Below are 24,565 nucleotides of genomic sequence, written 5' to 3' on the forward strand. Positions count from 1 at the left end.
TCGATAATAGACTCTGAAGTCCTCTTATTGCCGTCTGGAGCCAGGGATGTTCTCAATAAATTCAGTATCACGAGCTAGCAGAAATTGCCTGGCTGTGTTTTTCATGGCGGGATTGAGCATCGGGTGCAGCTCGCAGCCGCCATCCAGCGGGGCTGAATCGTCCGCCTCGGATCTTCTCTGGCAAGCTTTCCGGATTCGTAGTGATGACACAGCGCCATTGAATGCAGACATTGGTTGGGCCGCCGCTGAAAATTCCAGCGCGCAGCTTTTATATGACCAGCCATTTCGATTGCGTGTGCAGGTCAGTGCTAATCGTGTTGAACCAGATGGGCATGTATTGCGGCTGCAATATCGTCTGCCGGGCAGTGTCTGGCGGCCAGTGGGGCTCGCCCATTTTCCCTATCCGGACTTTGCGACCCCCATGATTTCTGTCATTCGCACAGATGCCTACGAACATGGCGAAGAGACCGTGCGCTTGCTGGGGACTTCTGATATTGCCTGGGACGATGGTTTTGCCTTGAATGCGACAGCCGAGACTCCGGTGTGGCGAGCTACAGGAGAGGCTCTAGAGTGGGAGTGGCCGCTAGTTGTGCGACGCTTCTTTGACGGTCCGGGATTTGCTGAGAATGATACTGAAATACAGTTGCGTGTGGTTGATGGCTACAACAGGCCGCTGCCAGGTTCAGGTCCTGCTATTCTAAGATTCAGGGCAGCAGATGGTCATCTGGGCGGTACTTTTGTGGAAACACCGGGCAGACTTGGCCCTTATCAGACAGCTAACGGAGATCTGTATTTCGTTATGGAACCTTCAGAAACCGACAATCGTTTCATGGCTGTCAAGTCTTCTGATTTCGGTCAATCCTGGCGAGAGGTGGATGGCGCGAATCGTCCAGACGAGGGTGATCTGGAAGGTGTGGCAACCGCCCGCGTTGGTGACGTCATTCACATATTGCATCAACAGAGCGAAGAGGTGTTTTACCATGCTTTCGAGATGGGAGTGCCTGGCAAATGGCTGGTCAACAGTGAAAGCATTGCCACACCAGCGGAACCGCCGACTCAGTTTGCTGATCTGGTAGCGCTCAGTGATGGCTCTCTTGTGGCACTTTATGGTGGCGCGCACAAATTGTTCTTACAGCGACGTAGCGTCAGTGGTTCCTGGCAGGCGCCGCAAGAGATTGATGTTGAGCTTGCACCCGATCTGTCTGGCCCTGTACTGGCGGTTGCACCAGATGACATTGTGACGCTTGCCTATACTGGCCGTGATGGCAGCGGTTTTGTACGCCATCTGCCGCCCGGGGGGACTTTATCCACGCGTGTTCAGTTTGCTGATAATCTGGGTGTGACAGATTCTGAAAATGGCGCGATGGCTCCGCTGGTGGTTGTGCCTGAAACAGGCGAAACAATACTGGTGTACCGCCAGGCAGACGGCTATCTGTATGAGCGTCGGTTCCATCGTAATGGTACCCTGTCTGATGTGGTGCAGGTGACCCGTCAGCCGGTTGTCACCGATGCTGTTGATGCGGAGCAGGTCGGCGCTGACACGATCTATCATAACGGTACGCTGCATGTTGTTTACATCGACGCGAACGACAGGGATGTTTACCATGTTTACTCAACGCGGCCAGGGACCTGGTCACAGGCCGAACGGCTTATAGGCGACGTTGACGCGGGTTGGGTGCGAGGTTCAGTGCATTTTGATGCGCAAGGCAGAGTCGTTTACGGTATGGTGATCGATACGGGTTCTCAGGGTGGTTCGGGCTTCAATCGTTATCTGAGCCTGCCTCTAAACTGAAACTGCTGCCTCAGCAATGATCATGCGGTCGCGTCCCAGTCGCTTTGCTTCATAAAGGGCGCTGTCGGCGCGTCGCAACTGATCATCCGCACTTTCGCCGTGCTGCAAGGTGGCAATTCCGAAACTTAGCGTGACGCGGATATGCTCTGTCATATCTGCTTCTTTGATAGACTGCTGTAGTTTGCTGATAATGGCGGTTGCTGCATTTGCGGGCGTATCCGGGCAGATGATCAAAAACTCCTCACCGCCCCAGCGTCCGCAATAATCCGTGCCGCGCATATTGCCCTTCAGCAGCCGCGCCAGTTCGCGCAGAATAACGTCGCCGGTCAGGTGGCCATATTTGTCATTAATCTGTTTGAAGTGATCAATATCGCACAATACTAACGTCAACGCCTGACCACTGCGGTGGTGACGTGTGATTTCCTGTTGCAGCAAATCATCCAGATGGCTGCGATTGTAAAGATCGGTCAGTTTGTCCGTAACCGAGAGTCGCTCCAGTTCACTGTATGCCTCGCTTCGGGATCGCTCATAAAGTCTGAACAGCAGCCAGTGCGCCAATAAAATCTCCAGAATATTGAACAAACTTCCCGTGGAAGGCTGTACGGCTGGCATGTCGGGCAAGCTCATATAAAAGAATATACCGACATATATGAAAACGGCTGCGCAAACCAGGGCACCCGATTGTCGACCAAGCAGGAAAAAGGCAATGGGAGGCAGCAGTGTGACCCACATGACTGAGTATGCCAACCCGCCGGTCTGGTGCACGAAGTAAAGCATGATTAATGCAATACTGATGACCACCAGCCAGGCCGTTAGCTTAAGGTTGGCGCTGTGACGAAAGTACCCAAGCAGTCCGCAAGCGGTGACCAGGCCAACATAATCCATCGCGGCTAAATTGTAGTCTTTGAATATGACGACGTTCAGCGTGCCGATGAAGGCAAAATATACAGCCATCAATATCAGCACAATGTGTACCAGGCGCGCCTGATGCCGCTGCTGGCCACAGAGAGTGTCGAGCCTGCGTGCGCTCAGCCATCTTGTCATAAGCAAATTTCCGGTCATTGATGCTGGAGTTATGCATCTCTCAGATACGGGCCGGATGTTAGCATACTCTCCTTCAGGCGGCTTTGAATTTGCTACTCAGGGTGGCACTGTCACTGGGATCACAATTGTACGGAGACTGCGCGATTGCACCGCTGTCCAGAGCCGGTGTGGCATGGTGATCTCTTGAATCCGCCCAATACAGCCAGCTACCTGCCCCCAGAAAGACGTAGCCGGCAAAAACCGCAATATGATGAGCCAGTTTGCCGAGCATGATCCAACGGCTCCATTGTGCAAACATTGGCCGTGAGTTGTCGCTTGGCTGCGATGGTGGTTTGCACAGGGTGGTTGGCGTGAGTAGTAACTTATAACCACGTTTAGGTACGGTCAGAATATAACGCCGGTTGCGACTTGTATCGCCCAGTAATGTCCGCAGCTCGGATACCGCGCGGGTCAAAACTTCCTCATTGACAACGACGTCAGGCCAGACTTTGGCCAGCAACTGCTCGCGTGATCCGAATTGTTCCGGTGAGTGAATCAATGCCATCAGTAAATCAATAACCTTTGGTTCAGCGCGAATCCGCAGCCCGTTGCGACTTAACACGCCAGTCTCCGGGTACACCTGCCATTCGCCCAACAAAAATCCCTCGTAATAGTTATTCATTTTTGTTCTCCTGCCTGCGATCCAGGGGTGGTATGGAAACTTTAAAATGGAAGACGCAGGCAGACAACGATTCGTTTAAATCAGGGTGAATTCTGGATGTTTTCCGAATACGTCTTCACGATGAAAAGGTTTTCAGAAGTGTATTTGAGTTTATGCAAAGGTTTACTCGATTTTGATCGAACAACATTGACCCCGTCTTTAACCGGATGGGAGAACAAAATATGCTTACCAAGTCTTTCGGGAAATCGCTGGCACTGGCCGGATTGCACTTGTTGTTAAATTCATCTGCGCTGGCCTCCTCTGAGTCATCGATAACTGTCACGGCACAATTCGAATCAGAGCTGCAGGCGGTTCAGCATGCCAGTAATCTTTATAATCCGGCGTCAGTGAGAGAGGATCGTGAATTCATGGGTGTTATCTTCCGTCGTGCTGCGCATGCTGGCTTTCTGTTTGGTTACACAGTCGGGGCGGGTCAATCAGGGCAGGATACCGTGACGGTTCGGGCCCGCATTCCGCAAGGCAGTGAGATTGTAGCCTTCTGGCATACGCATGGCGCGGAGCACTGGACACGCCAATACTTCTCGCCGGAAGATACTGAACTGGCCAGAGAATGGGGGTTGCCGTTCTACATGGCAGCGGCGGATGGACATTTGCGTGTCTATCGTCCGGAGCAACGTCCCTTGAGCAAACGACAGGCCATGAGGTTGGGGCTGGGACCCATGCAGGGGAGCAGTCAGGGGGAGCTGGTTGGTACCGTTAATGTGTGACAGCTCCCCCTGTTTTTCATTCTGCGTAGAGTAGACTGTAACGGTATTCCTGCGCTCGCGTGGCAGCCAGCACGCCAGCTGCCACAAAATGGCTGTTGGGGATGCCGTTGGCCAGCAGTTCAGCATAAATCTCATCAGCACTGCCATTGGTGGCCTGGGCAAGCATGCCCGCAAAACGTCGGGTAGCCCGTCCACAGATGGCAAAGTGCATACCACGCTCAACTGAGCTGGCTATGCTGTTGCCTCCGTTGGTTGGACCCGGTTGGCTCATTGGGTTGCTGGTGGGCGCCGGATCGGCATTGCGATTGAGCAGGGCACCATATTTGGCCCAGATGGCATCGTTAAAGCCATAAGGCGTGGACATGTGCCGGAAGCACACGATCATAGCGTAGTCAGATGCTTTGCCATCATAGGCTTCTTCATGGGCACTGATAATATTGTTTGCATACCACAGTGCGCTGCCGCCACCGGTAGTTGTAGAGGAGTCGACAAACACCCGATGGTTGCCTGGCAGTTCATCCATCCATTTGTCCTGATCGTGTCGTGCGGGCTGGAAACCGCTTGATGGCGTCTGGGCCGAGGCTGGCGAGCTGCCAGTAGCCAGGCCGGCCGCCGCCATGACACCCATGCCCGCCAGCAGAGTACGGCGGCCTACTGATTTTTGTTGTTCATCGCTCATGATGATCTCCTGTAGTCATACTTGAATTAAAACCAGATCGATGTCCCGACTGGCGCCGAGTTTTTTCAGAAAGAGGGCTTGTTTGTCGTTTATCAGCAAGGTCAGTCGAGTACCGTGAGTGCGCATATTGCGCGCCTCTCGTATGAAGAAGTCAACGGCGGATTGATCAATATGTGTCGTATATTGCAGATCGACAGTCATATTCTCTCCGGCATGTTGTTGGAATTTTTCGGTTAAATGGGCGACTGATGCATAAAACAGCGCGCCTTTGATTTTTAGCACAATACCGGTGTTGTTTTTCTCCAGTAGCAATTCTAGCTGGGTAATACGCATCAGAAACACACTGACTGACAAAAATACGGCCACAACAACACCCGCTGCGAGGTCAAAAAACATAATGCAGATGAATGTGAGCAGATAGATGACCAGCTCTGAACGGACCTGGGCGTAGTGTTTGATATCACGCCACTTGATCATGTCGGCACCAACAATAAAAAGGGTGCCGGCCATGGCTGCCATTGGCATGTAGGTCAGTATGGGTCCAAGAAACGTGATCAGCAGTAAGACAAAGCCCGCGGCTGCGATGCCCGACAGGGGCGTGGTAGCGCCGAGGCTTTGATTGGCGCGCGTGCGGTTGAAACTGCCGGCGCCGGCAAAGCTTGAGAAGAAGGGTGCCAGGAAGTTTGCCATGCCCTGTGCGTAGACTTCTTTGTCCAGATTGATGTCCTGGTCAGTTTCCATTTTCAGCTCGCGCACGATAACCAGAGACTGCGCAAGACCGATAAAGGCGATGGTGATTGCATAGGGGATCAACGAGACACTGATCATCAGGTATTCCCGGTTGACCGTCGGAATGTTAAACGGCAGCCACTGCAGAGGCATGCGTCCCAGATACTCCAGTTCAGTGACCGGTTGTGGCCAGATAAAGGCCACCAGCAGCCCGCACAGATAGCCGGCAGTGACAGCGATAATAATGAAATAGCGAGGTGAAAAGCGTCGTCCGATGTAACCGGCTGCAATCGTTGTGGCACCAATCGTCAGGCTGAATGGATTTATGAGATCCCGTGCATCGTCAACGATGATAAATATTTTTTCATAGAAGAAAGTGGTCTTGAATGTCGACAGATCAAGAATGCTGTCCAGCGAGGCCATGATAATCAGAAAGCCTGCGCCGGCTGAAATACCGGAGATAGCGGCAGGAGACAGATATTGAAAGATGCGTCCGCCACGCAGCAGCCAGAACAGCAATTGAATCAAGCCCACCATCATGCAGAGCAGAAAAACAAAGTCGATATAAACGGGGCTGCCGCGTCCGGCCAATGGCAGCACGGCGGTACCAATCAGAATCGCCACGGCGGTGTTCGGACCGCTCATCATGGAAGAGGTACCCATCAAACTGCAGAACAGGGTCACAAAAATTGCACAATAGAGGCCGTATTCAGGCTGCAGTCCAGCCAGATAGGCAAAGGTGATGCCCTGGGGGATGACAAGAATGGCACCGACCAGGCCGGCAAATATTTCAGTACGCCATCGGTCAGGTTTCTGCACCCAGGACAGCGAAGGTACTGCCTCTTTGATTAGCTTGTTAATCAATTTATCAGGTGTTCCAACAGTTTCAGGAATTTACTGTTTCTGGGATCCGCGGGGCGAATTTGCAGGTTGAGATAAGCAGAAACATCCAGCGCCTGTTGGTGCGTCAGTGTGCGTCCTTGTCCCAGCGGCATATTGGCCCAGATAAAACCGGCTGCTTCCTGAATACGGTTCATCCCGGCACCTCTGTTATAGGAGTCCAGGCCCCAAACCGGCGGCATGCCAGCCACTCCCTCACCCTGTTGTCCGTGACAACTGGCACAGTGCTGCATGTAGACCGCGCGGCCATTAGCGGGGTTGGGATCGTAGCCGGTGTCAGGAAGGGTGGGTACACCTCGTCCCTCTGGCTCTGCCCCCATGATCTGGCCTTGCGAGAGGTAGGTTACATAGGCCGACACTGCCAATACTTCTGGCGCGTCTTCAGGTGGCATGATGCCATCCATGCTGTACAGAAAGCACTCACGGATACGCAGGCCAATGCCATTGCGTTTGCCGTTCTTGGCTCGCCATTTCGGATACATACCAGCGACATTTAATGGCAGGGCATCCGGTACAGTGCCTGCCTGCAGATGACAATTGGTGCAATTCAGGCGGTTGCCGACATAACGACTGGCATGAGACTGGGTGTCCGTGATGATGTTATATCCATAAACAACATTGGAGTAGTAGTCATCAAGGAAGGGCTCATCAAGCAACTGATCAATGCTCGGCTGCTGCGGCTGAGCATGGGCAGTTATCGCAGTGATCAGTGCTGAAAGCACGCATAGCAGCGTGCAGATGCCAGTTTTCACAGTCATGTTCAGTTCACTGCCATTCCCGAAGCCACTGTGCCTTCGCGCCGCGGATCGGCGGCGCCGATTAACTCCTCATCGGTAACCAGGATAACGTGCAGTCCTGAATTTTCCCCGTCGGTTTCTTCAACATTGTAACCCGTGGCACGCAGGTGGTCGGCCTGCTGCTGCCCTGAGTCGACACTGATTTCCACACGGACGGTATCGCCCCGGGCGATGATGTTCGGAAAATTGACGGCTTCTTGCACAGACAGGCCCCAATCAACAATTCCCAGTACGGTCTTGGCGGTATAGGCAGGAATGGAATTGCCACCCGGTGAGCCGGTGACCATAAACAATTCTCCATCATCGTCCAGCAAGATGGATGGCGACATGGATGACCTGGGCCGGGCACCGGGCCTGACCATGTTAGCGGCTTCAGGCTGGCTGGCATCATAGTCGCGCGCAAAATCAGTCATTTCGTTGTTCAGCAGAAAACCAGCGGCCCAGCGGGCTGAGCCAAAGGGTGCTTCAACAGTCATGGTTGCAGAGACCGCATTACCTTCATTGTCGACAATCGACAGGTGAGTGGTACCGGCGGCTTCATAGGTGCTGTCAGCCGCCCAGATGGCGGCCGTACCCTGAGCCAGAACGGCTGCGGGATCACCGGGCAAAGGTGTGCCTGAAGGCTCTGCCGGGTTATTGCCGCGGTACTCAAGATAGCGGGGGTCGAGCAATTGATCCAGCGGTACCTCAACCCGATCCGGGTCACCGAAATAGTAGTCACGGTCGGCGTAAGCCAGTCGCTGAGCGTCCACAAAGGCCTGTATGCGTTGCTCCGCTGAGGCGTCTTCAGGTAGCAGGTGGTCGTACATGTTGGCGATCATGATCTGCATGGCACCGGATGAAGGTGGCGTGGCTGAGCAGATCTGCAGTTCACGCCAGGGGCCACAGATTGCCGGACGTTCTAAAGCCTGGTATCCGGCGATGTCCTCTACAGTCAGGCTGCCGCCGTCGGGGCCGGCCTGAGCTGCGGCGGCAATTGCCTCGGCAATCTCGCCGCTATAAAAGGCCGATGGGCCCTCGGCGGCGACGCGTTGTAATGTCTGAGCGTATTCCGGGTTGCGGATAATCGAACCGGCTCTGAGAGGCTGGCCATTGGGATAGAAATACTCTGCGGACCCGGGGTTTTCATCCAGGCGACTGATCTGAGCCATCTGCGGCAGATAATTGGCCAGTTTGGCAGGTACAACAAAGCCATTGGCGGCAAGATGAATAGCTGGTTCGAATAAGGTTTCCCAGGGTAATTTGCCGTAATTGTCGTGTGCAAGTTTGTACAGGGCGATGGTACCCGGTACACCGACCGCCTTGCCGCTTTGCCAGGCGTCCAGAAAGCCCATGGTTGCCCCATCCCGCACAAACATGTCAGCGGTGGCAGCGGCCGGCGCGGTTTCACGTCCGTCCAGAAATCTGACGGACTTGGTATCCTGTTCGTAGACCACCATAAATCCGCCGCCGCCCAGACCTGAACTTTCTGGCTCTACCAGACCCAGTACGGCATGCGCGGCGATGGCCGCATCCACAGCGTGACCGCCCATGGCGAGCATTTCAGCAGCAGCTTCAGTGGCGTAGGGATTGGCGACAGCCGCCATATAACCTTTGGTCCAACCGGACGCTTGCTCTGTAAGCGCTTCTGGTGCAGGATCACTTTGCGGCGAGGGCTGTTGCGGTGCCTCTGAGCAGGCTACAAAGGTAAACAGACTCAGGATCAGAACAAATTGCTTCATGACGGAACTCATTTGGGTGACTGTTCAGGAAAGTGACGAGATGATGAGATTAAAGCCGTTTTTTAGTCGATACAAGCATTTATATATGACTTTTTTAATCTGAAGTAACAAACAACGACATAAAAAGGAGTTAAACGATGTTCAGTCATGTGATGCTGGGCGCCAACGATGTGGCCCAGTCCAAGAAATTTTATGACGCCGCGCTGGGCGCTCTGGGTGTGTCCGCGGGGACGATGGATGACAAAGGCCGTTGTTTCTATCGCACCAAGACCGGGGTGTTTGCCCTGTCCAAGCCTATTGATGGTAATCCGGCCTGTAATGGCAATGGCAGCACCATTGGTTTTGCCGCTGAAAGCCCCGAAGCCGTCGAGGCCTGGCACAAGGCGGGACTGGAAAGTGGTGGAGTGACCTGCGAAGATCCCCCCGGCGTTCGTGAGGGCGGCAGTATGAAGTTATACCTGGCGTATTTGCGAGATCCGTCAGGCAACAAGGTCTGTGCCCTGCACTGGATGAGCTGATTTGTTCGAGGCGCCCTGTTGTCGTGCTGCTTGCAAGGCGATGACAGGGCGTCTTTTTATATGTGAGATTTATGTCTGAAACGCTTGTTGCAGATAATGCGTTATACAGCGATTTGTCTGCGTATTATGATGACTTCTGTGCTGGCGTGGATTACCACGAACAGTCTGCCTTTGCGCATCGGGTATTGAGCGCGTTTGGCAGTCCGGACGGTGCAGTAGCTTTGGATCTGGCGTGCGGCACCGGCGCACATCTTGCGCGTATGCAGGCCTATGGCTATGAGCTGCATGGCCTGGATCTGAATCCGGCCATGCTGAAACAGGCACAGGTCAAAGTCCCGCGGGCCAGACTCATCGAGTCAGATATGTCTGCACTTGACGTGCACGAAGTATATGATCTGGTGAGCTGTTTTCTATATTCCATACATTACAGCCATCCGGTTTCTTCCTTGCGCCAGACGCTCACGAGGGTTCTGCAGGCACTTAAACCCGGAGGCGTGTTTGTATTCAATGCGGTCAATGCTCAGGGAGCATTGACCGAGCGGCCGGTGGTCACGCAGATCAAAAGAGGCGAGCAACAATTAACTTTCCGCTCGGCCTGGCATTACCGGGGGCAGGGGGAAACGCTGGATTTACATCTGACCATTACCCGTCAAGACTCAGCAGGCTGCGAGCAATGGCATGATCAACACCAGATGACGGCCATCACCATAGGGGAGTTGCAGTCGATCCTTAGCGAAACGGGATTTGAAGTCACCGTGCTGGAGCACAACTACGGCGCGTTTATCCCCTGGAAGGGCGAGTCAGACAATGTGATTTTTATAGCCTGCAAACCAGAGACTGCTATTCCCGATGCCGGACAGCATCCTGGCTGAAGTGACGATAAAGCCCGCCCAGCCTACACGCTCGGAACTCAGCTAAACCGGATCTGGCGGCATTGAGTGACGCAACTCAAACTCATAGATTTCCCACTACGAAGTGTTGCCCTGCTGCATTGGCTTTCGATCGATGAGGACCAATCAGACCGCGTTTATCCTTTTGCCATTCTCCCGATCAGCGGGCGGGACTGTCTGAGTCCGGAACGGTGCAGCTGCGACGTCGAGTTCCCCCCCCCGCCGGGGGAATGGCAAAAGGATGCGGTCGGTCCGATTGATCGAAAGCCATTGCAGCAGGGCTTCCACTGCCCGAGCTTCGAGCTGTATTGTTGACAATCTGATAATATTGGGTGACCATGCACCCAAATATACCGCTAAATTGACCTTTCAACCCATGGATCATCTACAATCTGCCTCTGTGAGTCGCCCGGATAACCCACAGACCCTGTCTGATGGCGCCTTTGAACGCATCCAGAATGCCATTGTCAAAGGAGAGATAGCGCCAGGTACCCGACTGAGCGAACAGTATCTGAGCAGTACCTTCGGCATTGGTCGCGGCCCCCTGCGAGAAGCCATACGCAGACTCGAAGGTCGTCGTCTGGTAGTGCGTATTCCGCATGCCGGTGTGCGAGTGGTATCACTGAGCTATGAGGAACTGCTGGAGCTGTACTACGTGCGCGAGGGCCTGGAAGGTATGGCCTGTCGGCTGGCCGCACAGAACATGAGCATCGAAGAAATAGCCGGCTTGCGACAGGTGTTGGCCGAGCATGAGCAGCACAGTGGCTTGCACAGCAATGAATCCTATTATCAGCAGGAAGGCGAGCTGGATCTGCATTACCTGATCATCAAGGGCAGCAAGAACAGAATGTTGCATGATCTTTTGTGCAGCGACCTTTATCACCTGCTCAGAATGTATCGTTATCGCTATTCCACGGTACCCAGACGGCCACAACAAGCCTTTTCAGAACATCACCGGATTATTGAGGCAATCGCTGACCGCGATGGTGAATTGGCGGAAATACTGATGCGGCGGCATATCAGTGCCTCAAGGCGCAATATTGAACAATTGATGCGGGAGCAGAGCGACCGCGACTGAATATTTGGCAATCTTTCAGGAGTACATTATGCACAAGACACCCGGACAACTTTTCCGAGAAGCAGTGGCAGAAGAACAGCCGCTGCAGGTAATCGGGGCAATTAACGCCAATCATGCGCTGCTGGCAAAGCGCGCGGGATTTCGCGCCATTTACCTCTCTGGTGGGGGCGTCGCGGCAGGGTCGCTGGGTTTGCCCGATCTGGGTATCACCGGTCTTGATGACGTGCTGACTGATGTGCGCCGCATCACCGATGTCTGTGATCTGCCGCTGTTGGTCGATGTGGATACCGGTTTTGGTGCCAGCGCGTTTAATGTGGCCCGCACGGTTAAATCAATGATCAAGTTTGGCGCGGCGGCCATGCACATAGAGGATCAGGTGGGTGCCAAGCGCTGTGGCCACCGGCCCAATAAAGAGATTGTGACTCAACAGGAAATGGTCGATCGCATCAAAGCGGCGGTCGATGCACGCACGGACGAGAGTTTTGTGATCATGGCCCGCACGGATGCGCTGGCTGTGGAGGGACTGGATTCTGCGCTGGATCGTGCCGAGGCGTGTATTGAGGCTGGCGCGGATATGATCTTCCCGGAAGCCATTACGGAACTGTCCATGTACCAGAAGTTCACCGAGCGCCTGCAGGTACCGGTGTTGGCTAATATCACTGAGTTTGGCTCGACTCCGCTGTATACAGTGGATGAGCTGGCCTCTGTTAATGTCGGCTTGGTTTTGTATCCACTCTCGGCTTTCCGGGCCATGAACAAAGCGGCAGAAAATGTTTATATGGCTGTGCGCCGTGACGGCACTCAGAAGAACGTGGTCGACACCATGCAGACCCGTGCGGAACTCTATGACAGGATTAACTATCACGTGTACGAAGAGCACCTGGATGCATTGTTTGCCAAACAGAAGCAGTCCTGATGCTCCGGAAGAGGGTTGGCAGGTAAACCGAATTGAATCAAGAATCAAAATCAGATAAGGAGTACAAAACATGGCAGAAGGTAAAGTATTAAGCGGTGCGGGACTACGCGGGCAGGTGGCCGGTAAGACAGCCCTGTCGACCGTGGGTGTGTCAGGCTCGGGGTTGACTTATCGTGGTTACGATCTGGAAGATCTGGCGGAAAATTGTCAGTTTGAGGAAGTCGCTTATCTGGTTCTCAAAGGTGAGTTGCCGACACAGGCGCAATTGACTGAATACAAAGCCAGATTAAAATCTTTGCGCGGTTTGCCTAAAGCATTAAAAGAAGTGCTGGAGCGAATTCCAAAAGATGCCCATCCGATGGATGTCATGCGTACTGGCTGCTCGGTGCTGGGTAACCTGGAACCTGAGGATACCTCTGTAGTAGGACAGTTCCCGACACAACAGGCAGCTGCCGATCGTATGCTGGCGATTTTTCCATCTATTATCTGTTACTGGTATCGATTCAGTCACGATGGTGTTCGTATTGATGAGAATACCGATGATGATTCTATTGGTGGTCACTTCCTGCATATGCTGCTTGGCAAAAAGCCGAGCGAGTTGCATTCCACTGTCATGAATGTGTCGCTGATTCTGTATGCCGAGCACGAATTTAACGCATCGACGTTCACCGCCCGGGTCTGTGCATCCACGCTGTCTGATATCTTCAGTTGTGTGACCGGCGCTATTGGTTCACTGCGTGGGCCTTTGCATGGTGGAGCCAATGAAGCGGCCATGGAGATGATCGAAAAGTTCCGTGATGCAGAGCATGCCGAGCAGGAAATGATGGGCATGCTGGCGCGCAAGGAAAAAATCATGGGTTTTGGTCACGCCATTTACAAAGAGTCTGACCCGCGAAATGCCATCATCAAATCCTGGTCACAGAAGCTGGCTGCTGATGTGGGTGACACGGTACTGTATCCCGTTTCCGTGCGATGTGAAGAAGTGATGTGGCGCGAGAAAAAGCTGTTCTGTAATGCCGACTTCTTCCATGCCTCTGCTTATCACTTTATGGGAATACCCACCAAACTCTTTACACCGATATTTGTGATGAGTCGCCTGACCGGATGGGCTGCTCATGTCATGGAACAGCGTGCGGATAACCGCATTATCCGGCCCAGTGCCGAGTATGTTGGTCCCGAACCGCGTAAAGTCACGCCTATTGCCTCAAGGTAAAAAAGCATGAACGTTAATTACAGGAAATCCTTGCCAGGTACAGAGCTGGACTACTATGACGCCAGGCAGGCTGTTAATGACATTGAAGCCGGCGCCTGGGACCGGCTGCCGTATGTGTCGCGAGTGCTGGCCGAAAACCTGGTGAGACGATGCGATCCGGCGGATCTGACAGAGTCATTGAGGCAACTTGTTGAACGGCGTCGGGATAGAGATTTTCCCTGGTTTCCGGCGCGAGTCGTTTGTCATGATATTCTGGGACAAACGGCGCTTGTTGATCTGGCCGGTCTGCGCGATGCCATTGCCGAGCAGGGCGGTGATCCGGCTCAGGTGAATCCGGTGGTGCCGGTGCAGTTAATTGTGGATCACTCGCTGGCGGTGGAGTGCGGCGGGTATGTGCCAGAGGCATTCCAGAAGAATCGTGATATTGAAGATCGCCGCAATGAGGATCGCTTTCATTTTATCGACTGGACAAAGTATGCGTTTAAAAACGTCGATGTGATTCCGCCCGGTAATGGCATCATGCATCAGATTAATCTGGAAAAAATGTCACCGGTTATTTATACCGATCGGGGTGTCGCCTTTCCGGATACCTGTGTTGGTACAGACAGTCATACGCCGCATGTTGATTCCCTGGGCGTCATTGCTGTGGGTGTGGGTGGACTGGAGGCGGAGAACGTTATGCTGGGGCGGGCATCCTGGATGCGCACACCTGATATCGTTGGCGTCAATTTGACCGGCAAGTTACAGCCTGGTATTACGGCAACTGATCTGGTGCTGGCCCTGACAGAATTTCTTCGAAAAGAGCGAGTGGTTGGTGCCTGGCTGGAGTTCCATGGGGAAGGTGCAGCAGCATTGACACTGGGCGATCGCGCGACGATTTCCAATATGGCGCCGGAATATGGCGCAACGGCTGCGATGTTTTTCATCGATCAGCAGACCATAGATTATTTGAAATTGACCGGCCGTGAAGATGATCAGGTGGCGCTGGTTGAAACCTATGCGCGGCACTGTGGTTTGTGGGCCGACGATATGAAGACTGTGCACTATGAACGTGAACTGCAGTTTGATCTCAGTTCAGTCGTCAGAAACCTCGCCGGCCCCAGCAATCCCCATGCGCGATTGGCCACCAGTGATCTGGCAGCGCGGGGCATTGCCAAAGATCTGCAACAGGCTCGCGAACAGGAAGCGCAGGGTCTGTTGCCGGATGGCGCTGTGATTATTGCGGCCATTACCAGTTGCACCAATACCAGTAATCCGCGCAATGTCATTGCTGCTGGTTTGCTGGCACGCAATGCCCGCAAGCTGGGACTGATGCGAAAACCCTGGGTCAAGACCTCGCTGGCGCCTGGCTCCAAAGCGGTCAAGCTTTATCTGGAGGAAGCCGGCTTAACTGATGACCTTGAAGCGCTGGGTTTTGGTGTGGTGGCTTTTGCCTGCACCACCTGTAATGGCATGTCTGGTGCTCTGGAACCTGAAATACAGCAGGAAATCATCGACCGGGATCTGTATGCAGTGGCCGTGTTATCAGGCAACCGTAATTTTGATGGACGTATTCATCCCTATGCCAAACAGGCATTTCTTGCGTCACCGCCGCTGGTTGTTGCCTATGCCATTGCCGGCACTATCCGCTTTGATATCGAGAAAGATGTGCTGGCGGTGGTTGATGGAAAGGAAATCCGCTTAAAAGACATCTGGCCCTCTGACGAAGAAATTGATGCACTGGTCAAAACGGCGGTGAAGCCACAGCAGTTCCGTGATGTCTACATCCCCATGTTTAATATCACTCGTGATGAGTCTCAGCAGGTCAGTCCGCTGTATGATTGGCGGCCCATGTCGACCTATATTCGTCGCCCGCCATACTGGGAAGGCGCACTGGCCGGCGAGCCCTCATTGAAGGGCATGCGTCCGCTAGCCGTGCTGGGCGACAATATAACCACGGATCATCTGTCACCCTCCAACGCCATTCTGGCAGACAGTGCGGCGGGAGAGTATCTGAGCAAGATGGGCGTGCCAGAGGAAGACTTTAATTCCTATGCGACGCATCGTGGTGACCACCTGACAGCGCAACGTGCCACTTTTGCCAACCCCAAACTGATCAATGAAATGGCCGTGATTGATGGCAAGGTCGAACAGGGTTCTTTGGCGCGTGTTGAGCCGGAAGGTAAAGTCATGCGCATGTGGGAAGCGATCGAAACCTATATGCAGCGCAAGCAACCCCTGATCATCATTGCCGGAGCAGATTACGGCCAGGGATCGTCCCGTGATTGGGCGGCCAAAGGTGTGCGCCTTGCCGGAGTAGAAGCGATAGTGGCTGAAGGTTTTGAGCGTATTCATCGTACCAACCTGATTGGCATGGGTGTGCTGCCGCTGGAATTCCTGCCAGGTACGACGCGTAAAACGCTTGAGATAGACGGCACGGAGACCTTTGATGTACAGGGGGAACCGGCGCCCGGTGCAGAGTTGACTTTGCTCATTCATCGCCGTGATGGTGGGCGGCAAGAGGTGCCGGTCAAGTGCCGTCTGGATAGCCACGAAGAGCTTTCAGTTTTTAAGGCCGGTGGTGTACTGCAGCGTTTCGCACAAGACTTTCTGCAGGGGCAAGCTCATACTCAAGGGGCCAGCGAATGACTCAGCAACTAAAAATACCAGCGACCTATATTCGCGGCGGCACCAGCAAGGGTGTGTTCTTTCTGCTGGACGAGCTGCCCAATGCAGCGCAGGTACCAGGTCCCGCCAGGGACCAGTTGCTGCTAAGGGTAATTGGCAGCCCCGACCCCTATGCGAAACAGATTGATGGCATGGGTGGGGCGACCTCCAGTACCAGCAAAACGGTAATAATTTCCAGAAGTGAACGCCCTGATCATGATGTCGACTACCTGTTTGGACAAGTGTCGATCGACAAGGCGTTTGTTGATTGGAGCGGGAACTGTGGAAATCTGTCCTCTGCAGTTGGCGGATTTGCCATCAGTAAAGGGCTGATAAATTCAGAGCGGGTGCCAATCAACGGTCTTTGTACTGTCAGAATCTGGCAGGCCAACATCGGCAAGACGATCATCGCGCATGTGCCTGTTACTGAGGGCATGGTGCAGGAGACCGGTGATTTTGAACTGGATGGCGTCACCTTTCCGGCGGCAGAGGTACAACTGGAGTTTGTGGATCCGTCTGACGATGACGCGCCGGGCGGTGGCATGTTCCCGACCGGTAATGTGATTGACCAACTGGAGGTGCCGGGTGTCGGTATTTTGCCTGTCACTTTGGTGAGTGCCGGGATACCCACCGTTTTCGTCAATGCCTCAGACATTGGGTACAAGGGTACTGAGCTTCAGGATGCCATAAACAGTGATCAACAGGCTTTGGCAATGTTCGAGAGCATTCGTGCGCATGCAGCCGTACGAATGGGCCTTATTAAGCAGGTCAGCGAGTCAGCGAACCGTCAACATACTCCAAAAATCGCTTTTGTCGCACCTGCGGCTGAGTATCTGTCATCCAGCGGGAAGCTGGTGCCTGCAGATCAGATAGACCTGCTGGTGCGTGCCCTGTCGATGGGTAAGCTGCACCATGCCATGATGGGGACTGCGGCTGTAGCAATCGGCGCGGCCGCTGCTGTGCCGGGCACCCTGGTTAATCTGGCTGCGGGTGGTGGCGAGCGCGAGGCGGTGACTTTCGGCCACCCATCGGGCACTTTACGGGTAGGCGCCAGCGCTGCAGTGGTGGATGGTAATTGGCAGGTCAAGAAGGCAATGATGAGTCGCAGCGCCCGTACCCTGATGGAAGGCTGGGTGCGCATACCGCCACTGTAACAGTTTTTAATGCATTGTCACAGAATCAAGGCATCCGGCCACAATTGTTTTCCATTATTCTGGTTACTTGGTCGCGATTTATAATTAAAATCCGGATTTTTATGCGGGAGTTTGATTATGAGACGTCGGGCCGGATCTGTATCGTCATTGAGTACTGTTGTTGTCCTGTCGTCCTTGTTTGGTGTCACATCCCTTCACGCACAGGAAGCCCTGTCGCCTGAAGAGACAGCCAGAGTCAAACAGGTGAGAGCCGTGCGGGTTTCTGTGCCGCCGGTCATCGATGGTGATCTGAGCGATCCGGTATGGACCCAGGCTGATGTCATCACGGACTTTCACCAGACCCGGCCAGGTAACGGAACCCCTCCGTCGGAGCGCACTGAAGTTTACGTGTTGTATGATGACGATGCCCTCTACATCGCTGCCCGTATGTATGACAGCGAGCCGGACCTGATTGCCGCGCCCGTAATCCGGCATGGTCAGGGCATGCCCTCGGACGATCGGCTGGTCGTGATCCTTGATCCCTTTAATTCCCGGCGTGCGGGATACCGGTTTGAGACTAATCTGAACGCTGCCCGTCATGATTCTCTATACACCAGCGTGACTTCATTTTCTATCGACTGGAATACCATCTGGGATGTGGCCGCCAATGTTGATGGCAACGCCTGGGTGGCCGAAATTGCCATACCTTTCAAATCTATTCCATTTGATCCGGCGATTGATACCTGGGGGTTCAATTTTGGCCGCGCCATTCGCCGACGCGGCGAAGAAATGGCCTGGGTGTCACAGAACCGCACCTACAACCCCAGCATTTCGGGACAATTGACTGGTTTGACCGGCCTCAGTGCCGGAGCCGGACTGGATATTGTGCCGTCGATGGCGGTTACGCGCAGCAAGGATTACGGCGTTGCCGGATCGACCAACGTGCATTGGGCGCCATCTCTGGATGCGTTTTATCGACTGACGCCATCGCTGAATGCGGCCTTGACCATCAATACTGATTTTTCGGCAACCGAGGTGGATAACCGACAAGTCAATCTGTCGCGATTCAGTCTGTTTTTTCCCGAGAAGCGGGATTTTTTCCTGAATGATTCGGATTTGTTCCAGTTTGGTAACATCAGCGGAATGGCGGGTGGCAACAGCGCTACCTCAGGTGGCAGCCGTGAGAATGCCCGCCCGTTTTTTTCGCGCAGGATCGGCCTGAGTCAGTCGGGTTCGCCCGTCGATATTAATTACGGCGGGCGTATCAGCGGTCGCGTAGGACGCTGGAATATCGGCACTTTAGCGATCAGACAGGACGAAGACGGCGCTATTGAAGCATCGGATCTGTTTGTAGCGCGCATGTCGGCCAATGTGCTGAGCGATTCCAGTATCGGATTTATCTATACGGACGGAGATCCGAGATCGAACAACGACAATTCGGTGCTTGGCCTGGATTTCAGGTATCTGAATAACCAGATTGGCGGCGGCCGCAGCTTCGAAGCGGATGCCTGGTACCAGCAGTCGGATACGCCGGGGCTGGCTGGCGACGATGCGTCCTGGGGCTTCGGTCTCAGGCTTCCGAACAACACGGGTTGGCGTTCGCGACTTGGTTTCAAAGAGGTGCAGCGCAATTTTAATCCAGCAATGGGTTATGTGAACCGCAGCAATATCCGCGATTTGACCGCGGACATCGGATATACCTATTTCTTTGACGGAGGTCGTTTTCAGAGTGCTTTTGCTGGCGTTGATGCCCAGCGCATAGAAGTCATTGATGGCGGCCTGCAAAGCCAGGTGCTGGCCTGGCGTCTTCTGGAGCTACAAACCAATTCACGTGACAGCCTGAATGTCGGTTTTAACAGTAATAAGGAGGTTGTGGTTCGTCCATTCACTTTGTACACCTCGCCCGAAAGGCAGGTGGCTATTGCGCCCGGCAACTATTCATTTAATGAACAGCAGGTATCGCTTTCTACGGGAGGGCAACGCACACTGGTCAGTCGTTTCACCTACCTGAAGGGGGACTTTTATAACGGTGACCGGGACAATATTAATGCGTCTGTCACCTGGAATCAGTCACGCTTTTTTGTCATGTCTGCCAGCTACGACTGGAACGATATCAGCCTGCCACAGGGTGATTTTATCACCCGACTGCTCAGTCTGAGTACCCAGGTTGCTTTCTCCTCATCCATGTACTGGATCAGCCTGGTTCAGTACGACAATCTGTCAGAGGAGGTTGGGATCAATACGCGCCTGCAGTGGATTCCGCGCGCCGGCCAGGAGGGGTTTATTGTGCTGAACTATAACCTGCAGGATCTTGACAAGGATAATCGCTTCCATACAGCGTCCTCAGACCTGAGTGTAAAGCTCAAGTACACACTGCGTTTTTAATGGCGTTTTACCGAATCGGCAGTACCGTGGTGGATTTAATTTCCTCCATGACAAAGCTGGCCGTCACATCAAACAGATCCGCCTCTATCAGTCTCTGGTAGAGGCGGTCGTATCCCGCCATATCGGCAACCACAGCCTTGATCAGATAATCGATCTGTCCGCCAAGCCGGTAAACTTCCAGCACACCTTCGATGCCCTGAACAACGTCATTAAAACGCTGTGCCCAGTCCGAGTTGTGCTGGTTGGTCCTGATACTTATAAACACCGTCAATCCCAGGCCCACCCTGTCAGCGTTGAGCAGAGTAACCCGTTGACGGATGATACCGTCGGTTTCCAGTTTCTGTATGCGCCGCCAGCAGGCCGATTTTGACATGGCTGTTTTGTCGGCCAGTTGAGCCACCGAAAGCGAGGCGTCCGCCTGCATCAGGCGTAAAAGGTTTTTGTCAGCTGTATCCATGGTTGCATATCCGATGTTGGGGCATTGTTTCAGATTATATTAAAAAATCGAAACAATGTTGACTAAATATGCGCCATTAAGGCGTGTTTAGAGACAATGTGCTCTTTTTTTTAACTTATCATAGCGGACAATAATCATGGAGCCGGAACGCTATGAGTCAGCTTATTGAAAAAATCAGACACGCTGTTATTGGTCAGCGGCGGGCAGTGGAGACCCCTTTTGGTATCAAACCACTGATCTACGCCGACTATACGGCATCGGGCCGCAGCCTTGAGTTTGTCGAAGATGTGATTCACAAGCAGGTCATGCCGGTGTATGCCAATACCCATACGGAAACTACTTATACGGGCGCACAAACGACGGCATGGAGGGAGTCGGCAAGGAAGATGATCCGCTCGGCGGTCAACGGTACCGATGAGGATAAAGTTATATTTGTCGGTTCTGGTGCGACTGCGGCTATCAATCGATTCATCGATGTCCTGAATCTGCGAGGTCAGCAGAAGGTTGGCAAAACAGGCGGGCGCAAAGTGGTATTGGTGGGTCCCTATGAACATCATTCAAATGAGCTGCCCTGGCGTGAAAGCGCTGCTGAGGTTTTAGTGATTCCACTGGATTCGCAGGGCAGGCTGAGCTTGCAGGCATTGCAGCAAACGCTGCAGTCTGTGCAGGAGGCAGAGATAATTATTGGCAGTTTCTCTGCAGCTTCCAACGTAACCGGCATTAAAACCGATGTAGATGCCGTGACCCGACTCCTCAAATCGTTCGGTGCACTTGTCTGCTGGGATTACGCAGCAGCAGGCCCCTATACAGCGATTGATATGACTGACAAAGACGCTGTGTTTCTTTCGCCACACAAATTTGTTGGCGGCCCGGGCACCCCGGGCGTACTGGTTGCCAAGTCAAAATGGTTTCGCAATGCGGTTCCTGTAGTACCGGGGGGTGGCACTGTTTCCTTTGTCACACCAGAAAAACATGTTTATATCAGTGATATTGAGCGTCGCGAAGAGGCCGGTACCCCGGCAATTATCGAATCGATACGGGCGGGTCTGGTGGTGTCGTTGCAGAAGCAGGTTGGTATTGATGTCATTGAATCACGTGAACGTGACATGGCCCGTTATGTGATGCAGAGACTACAATCGATTCCAGATGTTCAGGTGCTGGGCAGTGCTGATGCTGAGCGTCTGCCGATTTTTTCCTTACGTTTCTGGCATAATGGCAGGGAACTGCACTATGGGTTTATCGTATCTTTACTGAACGACCTGTTTGGTATCCAGGTGCGTGGCGGGTGCTCATGCGCGGGCCCTTATGCCCATCACCTGCTTGGGTTGTCTGTACAGCAGAGTGAAGCTATTGAAAGCGCCGTCAGCCAGGGGGCCAGCATTATGCGCCCTGGCTGGGTACGTTTGAATTTCAATTATTTCATCGACGATGAAGAGCGTGAATTTCTGATTTCAGCCATTGAATTGGTTGCCCGGTACGGATGGAAGCTGCTGCCTTCGTATTGTTACGACACAGGTAGCGGAGTCTGGCGATTTGCCGGTCAGAGTAATGACAAGGGGGATCCCGTTGCAGAGATTGACTGGCTGAATATGCAGCCCGGGTCGATAGCAAGTCTGGGCCCGGAATCCTTGGCACAAACCCTGAGCGAGGCGGAAAGGCATTTGGCCATCTCGCCTGCCGCGGACAACCGTTCCGCGTTTTCAATGTCTTCAGTATTCCCTGAGCATGAATCGTTGCGCTGGTTCGTTAGTCCTGATGAGGTAGTTTGCAACGATTTGTAGCCGCGTCTCTGTATTTGTCCGGGCTCGCGGTATAGTCTGGACTAATAAAAAATAATGAGAATGCGTCTATGCCACAATTCAAGTTTGCGTGCCGTGCGGCAGCATTGGGCTGTCTGCTTTTGTGCAGTTCTGCCTATACCCAGGAATCCGTCCCTCAACTGACCCGATTGGATGAGTCGCTTGTAAATATTGAGCTGGATGGCCGCCTTGATGAGTCCGTCTGGCAGCAAGTGCCAGTTATTGACGGTATGCGAGTGGTGACACCGGATACGCTGGCAGACAGCTCCCTTCGAACTGAAACCCGCATATTTTATACCGAGCGCGGCATTTATGTTGGTGTGATGAATCATCAGCCGGCTGACAGTCTGGTGGCGCGAATGACTCCCCGTGATACCCGCCTGGAGAGAGATGGTTTTGTGATCAGTCTGGATGCCTCCGGAGAAGGTCTGTACGGCTATATGATGCGAGTAAACCTGGGGGATTCCAAAACCGACGGTACGATACTCGCAGAACGCCAGTTCAATATGCAGTGGGATGGACCGTGGGATGCGGCAACCAGCGTGGTAGATGGCGGCTGGGTGGCTGAATTCTATATTCCCTGGTCAATGATGGCGCTGCCACAAGTGAATGATGGTCCTCGTCGCATCGGTATCTACACAGAGCGCCAGGTGGGTCACTTGAACGAAACCTGGGCGTATCCGGCCTTGCCTGATACGGTGAATGAATTTCTTTCTGCATTCCAGAAGTTCGAATTGCAGGATATTGAACCGCGTACCCAGATTACCTGGTACCCCTATGCTTCTGCCACGTATGATGGTGTGCGAAATGAGCAAGAAGTTCGGGCTGGCGTTGAAGTGTTTTGGCGTCCGAGCTCCAATACGCAACTGTCGCTGAGTCTGAATCCTGATTTTGGTAACGTGGAATCCGATGACGTTGATGTGAATCTGACAGCCTACGAAACCTTTTTCCCTGAGAAACGAGCATTTTTCCTGGAAGGGCAGGATGTTTTTGTTACGTCTCCGCGCAACCAAAGCGCACGCGGGCCTGGTGGTCCGACATCCATGCTGAATACCCGCCGTATTGGCGGTGCGGCCCGATTTGATGTGCCTGCCGGTGTGCGGGTGGCGGATACTGACCTCAGTGCCCCTTCTGATCTGCTGGGTGCCGTGAAGTTCACCGGACAGTCAGGAAGTTGGCGTTACGGGACTCTGGTAGCCATGGAAGATGATATGGAGGTGTTGGGCACAACAAGCACTGGGCAGCGAATCGGATTGCAGTCTGAAGGTCGGGATTTCACAGTTGGGCGTCTGTTGTATGAGGACACTGTTGGCGGTGGGCGGCGTTCAATCGGCTGGATGGGGACCAACGTATCTCACAGCGATGTGGATGCCACAGTCAACGGCGTCGATATGCATTATTTTTCGGCAGATTCACGCTGGGTGATTGACGGGTGGGTAATGCAGAGCGACGTTAATGGCGCCACGGGTAACGGTGCAACACTTGATCTGGCCTATAGACCTGCAAGAGGTGTTCAGCATCGTATAGCGGCAGGCTACCACGATGAAGACCTGAACCTGAATACCCTGGGGTTTCTGACCCGCAATGATCTGATGCATTTTGATTACAACTACAATCTCAATCAGTCTGATATTGAGGGTCTGCGTTCACGCAATATCAGTATTTTTGTTTTTAATCACTGGAACGGCAACAATGACTGGGTCAGGCAGGGCATATTCGGCTCCCTGAATATGACTTTCCTCAATAATCAATCACTTAATTCCAGTCTGCGCTATTATCATCGGCGGGTTGAAGATCGCCTGGGGCGCGGCAGTGGTGATTATTATGTGCCGGGTCGCTGGCAGTTTGTCAGTAACTGGGAGTCCGATCCGTCGCAGAAAATCCGCTACAGCCTTGGTGTAGATGCCAACACTGAAGACCTGGGCGAGAAGAATCTGACAACCACAGCCGGTGTCAGTTATCGGCCCGTTGACAATTTTTCGTTGAGCGTAGACCTTTCCTATACCGACCGCGAAGGCTTGTTGGTATATCGGGGTAACGGTCGCTATACCAGCTACGAAGCTACTCAATGGGCACCCAGATTTACGCTGGACTATTTCATTTCGGCCAAGCAACAATTGCGTTTCGGTATGCAGTGGACTGGCCTGAAGGCGTTTGAGAATCGTTTCCTGCAGGTCAACCCTGATCGTATCGAGCCACTGAGGCAGGTGCCCAAACCCAATACAGTCAGTGATAATTTCACTATCAGCCGGATGGTGTTTCAGGCACGATACCGTTGGGAAATTGCACCGCTGTCGGATCTGTTTGTCGTTTATACACGGGGAGGCAATACACCAGGTTCCTTGTTTGACGACTACACCGGACTGCTGCGAGAGTCCTGGTCGGAGCCGGTTGTAGACACGTTTGTGGTGAAACTGCGCTATCGTCTGGGGAGCTGACG

General features: G+C 53.4%; 19 protein-coding genes. 12 read left to right on the forward strand and 7 right to left on the reverse strand.

What is annotated here, in order from left to right; all coding sequences use genetic code 11:
• Positions 1–46 precede the first annotated feature (46 nt).
• Positions 47–1,792, forward strand: coding sequence for an exo-alpha-sialidase (locus tag PS2015_RS06450; RefSeq protein WP_156412676.1), 1,746 nt, complete (start codon positions 47–49; stop codon positions 1,790–1,792).
• Here PS2015_RS06450 and PS2015_RS06455 read toward each other — a convergent pair.
• Positions 1,784–2,836: a GGDEF domain-containing protein gene (locus tag PS2015_RS06455; RefSeq protein ID WP_058021445.1), complete on the reverse strand. Its 1,053-nt coding sequence runs from the start codon at positions 2,834–2,836 to the stop codon at positions 1,784–1,786. The genes PS2015_RS06450 and PS2015_RS06455 overlap by 9 nt on opposite strands.
• A 73-nt stretch (positions 2,837–2,909) precedes the next feature.
• Positions 2,910–3,497, reverse strand: a complete 588-nt coding sequence (locus PS2015_RS06460; protein WP_058021446.1) for a winged helix-turn-helix domain-containing protein — start codon at positions 3,495–3,497, stop codon at positions 2,910–2,912.
• 221 nt (positions 3,498–3,718) lie between these two features.
• Here PS2015_RS06460 and PS2015_RS06465 point away from each other — a divergent pair, with 221 nt between their 5' ends.
• Positions 3,719–4,264: a DUF4329 domain-containing protein gene (locus tag PS2015_RS06465; protein WP_058021447.1), complete on the forward strand. Its 546-nt coding sequence runs from the start codon at positions 3,719–3,721 to the stop codon at positions 4,262–4,264.
• Positions 4,265–4,280: 16 nt separating this feature from the next.
• Here PS2015_RS06465 and PS2015_RS06470 read toward each other — a convergent pair whose 3' ends face one another.
• The 4 genes from PS2015_RS06470 to ggt are packed head-to-tail and all read right to left on the reverse strand — an operon-like array spanning position 4,281 to position 9,090.
• Positions 4,281–4,943 (reverse strand): hypothetical protein, encoded by a 663-nt coding sequence (locus tag PS2015_RS06470; RefSeq protein WP_058021448.1) that lies wholly within the window; start codon positions 4,941–4,943, stop codon positions 4,281–4,283.
• A 15-nt stretch (positions 4,944–4,958) separates the two neighbouring features.
• On the reverse strand, positions 4,959–6,536 hold the full coding sequence (locus tag PS2015_RS06475; RefSeq protein WP_058021449.1) for a SulP family inorganic anion transporter: 1,578 nt from the start codon (positions 6,534–6,536) through the stop codon (positions 4,959–4,961).
• Positions 6,533–7,330, reverse strand: coding sequence for a c-type cytochrome (locus PS2015_RS06480; protein WP_058021450.1), 798 nt, complete (start codon positions 7,328–7,330; stop codon positions 6,533–6,535). Before PS2015_RS06480 ends, PS2015_RS06475 begins: the two co-directional genes overlap by 4 nt.
• 2 nt (positions 7,331–7,332) lie before the next feature.
• On the reverse strand, positions 7,333–9,090 hold the full coding sequence (gene ggt, locus PS2015_RS06485; protein ID WP_058021451.1) for a gamma-glutamyltransferase: 1,758 nt from the start codon (positions 9,088–9,090) through the stop codon (positions 7,333–7,335).
• Between the two features lie 137 nt (positions 9,091–9,227).
• Between ggt and PS2015_RS06490 the strand changes: the two genes are divergently transcribed.
• From PS2015_RS06490 to PS2015_RS06525, 8 genes are all read left to right on the forward strand, one after another.
• On the forward strand, positions 9,228–9,608 hold the full coding sequence (locus tag PS2015_RS06490) for a VOC family protein (RefSeq protein ID WP_058021452.1): 381 nt from the start codon (positions 9,228–9,230) through the stop codon (positions 9,606–9,608).
• Positions 9,609–9,679: 71 nt separating this feature from the next.
• Positions 9,680–10,480, forward strand: a complete 801-nt coding sequence (locus PS2015_RS06495) for a class I SAM-dependent DNA methyltransferase (protein ID WP_058021453.1) — start codon at positions 9,680–9,682, stop codon at positions 10,478–10,480.
• A gap of 394 nt (positions 10,481–10,874) precedes the next feature.
• On the forward strand, positions 10,875–11,576 hold the full coding sequence (locus PS2015_RS06500) for a GntR family transcriptional regulator (protein ID WP_058023184.1): 702 nt from the start codon (positions 10,875–10,877) through the stop codon (positions 11,574–11,576).
• A gap of 28 nt (positions 11,577–11,604) precedes the next feature.
• On the forward strand, positions 11,605–12,492 hold the full coding sequence (gene prpB, locus PS2015_RS06505; RefSeq protein WP_058021454.1) for a methylisocitrate lyase: 888 nt from the start codon (positions 11,605–11,607) through the stop codon (positions 12,490–12,492).
• A gap of 70 nt (positions 12,493–12,562) precedes the next feature.
• Positions 12,563–13,705 carry a bifunctional 2-methylcitrate synthase/citrate synthase gene (gene prpC / locus PS2015_RS06510; protein WP_058021455.1) on the forward strand — a complete coding sequence of 381 codons (1,143 nt, stop codon included), beginning with the start codon at positions 12,563–12,565 and terminating at the stop codon, positions 13,703–13,705.
• A 6-nt stretch (positions 13,706–13,711) separates the two neighbouring features.
• Positions 13,712–16,333: a Fe/S-dependent 2-methylisocitrate dehydratase AcnD gene (gene acnD, locus PS2015_RS06515; protein WP_058021456.1), complete on the forward strand. Its 2,622-nt coding sequence runs from the start codon at positions 13,712–13,714 to the stop codon at positions 16,331–16,333.
• Complete coding sequence (prpF, locus tag PS2015_RS06520) at positions 16,330–17,505, forward strand: 2-methylaconitate cis-trans isomerase PrpF (protein WP_058021457.1); 1,176 nt, start codon at positions 16,330–16,332, stop codon at positions 17,503–17,505. Before acnD ends, prpF begins: the two co-directional genes overlap by 4 nt.
• A 117-nt stretch (positions 17,506–17,622) precedes the next feature.
• On the forward strand, positions 17,623–19,869 hold the full coding sequence (locus tag PS2015_RS06525; RefSeq protein WP_058021458.1) for a DUF5916 domain-containing protein: 2,247 nt from the start codon (positions 17,623–17,625) through the stop codon (positions 19,867–19,869).
• Positions 19,870–19,876: 7 nt separating this feature from the next.
• On the opposite strand, the gene PS2015_RS06530 is transcribed toward PS2015_RS06525, so the two are convergent.
• Positions 19,877–20,326: an Lrp/AsnC family transcriptional regulator gene (locus tag PS2015_RS06530; protein ID WP_058021459.1), complete on the reverse strand. Its 450-nt coding sequence runs from the start codon at positions 20,324–20,326 to the stop codon at positions 19,877–19,879.
• 152 nt (positions 20,327–20,478) lie between these two features.
• Between PS2015_RS06530 and PS2015_RS06535 the strand changes: the two genes are divergently transcribed.
• Positions 20,479–22,107: an aminotransferase class V-fold PLP-dependent enzyme gene (locus PS2015_RS06535; protein WP_058021460.1), complete on the forward strand. Its 1,629-nt coding sequence runs from the start codon at positions 20,479–20,481 to the stop codon at positions 22,105–22,107.
• Between the two features lie 68 nt (positions 22,108–22,175).
• The gene (locus tag PS2015_RS06540) at positions 22,176–24,563 is read left to right on the forward strand and encodes a DUF5916 domain-containing protein (RefSeq protein WP_058021461.1); all 2,388 of its coding nucleotides are present in this window, start codon (positions 22,176–22,178) and stop codon (positions 24,561–24,563) included.
• Positions 24,564–24,565 lie beyond the last annotated feature (2 nt).

The sequence above is a fragment of the Pseudohongiella spirulinae genome (assembly GCF_001444425.1).
GTDB lineage: Bacteria > Pseudomonadota > Gammaproteobacteria > Pseudomonadales > Pseudohongiellaceae > Pseudohongiella > Pseudohongiella spirulinae.

Excerpts from the sequence above, each read along its gene's own strand:
- PS2015_RS06450 (WP_156412676.1), top strand. The coding sequence starts at position 47 with ATGTTCTCAATAAATTCAGTATCACGAGCTAGCAGAAATTGCCTGGCT.
- PS2015_RS06455 (WP_058021445.1), bottom strand. The coding sequence starts at position 2,836 with ATGACAAGATGGCTGAGCGCACGCAGGCTCGACACTCTCTGTGGCCAG.
- PS2015_RS06460 (WP_058021446.1), bottom strand. The coding sequence starts at position 3,497 with ATGAATAACTATTACGAGGGATTTTTGTTGGGCGAATGGCAGGTGTAC.
- PS2015_RS06465 (WP_058021447.1), top strand. The coding sequence starts at position 3,719 with ATGCTTACCAAGTCTTTCGGGAAATCGCTGGCACTGGCCGGATTGCAC.
- PS2015_RS06470 (WP_058021448.1), bottom strand. The coding sequence starts at position 4,943 with ATGAGCGATGAACAACAAAAATCAGTAGGCCGCCGTACTCTGCTGGCG.
- PS2015_RS06480 (WP_058021450.1), bottom strand. The coding sequence starts at position 7,330 with ATGACTGTGAAAACTGGCATCTGCACGCTGCTATGCGTGCTTTCAGCA.
- ggt (WP_058021451.1), bottom strand. The coding sequence starts at position 9,090 with ATGAAGCAATTTGTTCTGATCCTGAGTCTGTTTACCTTTGTAGCCTGC.
- PS2015_RS06490 (WP_058021452.1), top strand. The coding sequence starts at position 9,228 with ATGTTCAGTCATGTGATGCTGGGCGCCAACGATGTGGCCCAGTCCAAG.
- PS2015_RS06495 (WP_058021453.1), top strand. The coding sequence starts at position 9,680 with ATGTCTGAAACGCTTGTTGCAGATAATGCGTTATACAGCGATTTGTCT.
- PS2015_RS06500 (WP_058023184.1), top strand. The coding sequence starts at position 10,875 with ATGGATCATCTACAATCTGCCTCTGTGAGTCGCCCGGATAACCCACAG.
- prpB (WP_058021454.1), top strand. The coding sequence starts at position 11,605 with ATGCACAAGACACCCGGACAACTTTTCCGAGAAGCAGTGGCAGAAGAA.
- prpC (WP_058021455.1), top strand. The coding sequence starts at position 12,563 with ATGGCAGAAGGTAAAGTATTAAGCGGTGCGGGACTACGCGGGCAGGTG.
- acnD (WP_058021456.1), top strand. The coding sequence starts at position 13,712 with ATGAACGTTAATTACAGGAAATCCTTGCCAGGTACAGAGCTGGACTAC.
- prpF (WP_058021457.1), top strand. The coding sequence starts at position 16,330 with ATGACTCAGCAACTAAAAATACCAGCGACCTATATTCGCGGCGGCACC.
- PS2015_RS06525 (WP_058021458.1), top strand. The coding sequence starts at position 17,623 with ATGAGACGTCGGGCCGGATCTGTATCGTCATTGAGTACTGTTGTTGTC.
- PS2015_RS06530 (WP_058021459.1), bottom strand. The coding sequence starts at position 20,326 with ATGGATACAGCTGACAAAAACCTTTTACGCCTGATGCAGGCGGACGCC.
- PS2015_RS06535 (WP_058021460.1), top strand. The coding sequence starts at position 20,479 with ATGAGTCAGCTTATTGAAAAAATCAGACACGCTGTTATTGGTCAGCGG.
- PS2015_RS06540 (WP_058021461.1), top strand. The coding sequence starts at position 22,176 with ATGCCACAATTCAAGTTTGCGTGCCGTGCGGCAGCATTGGGCTGTCTG.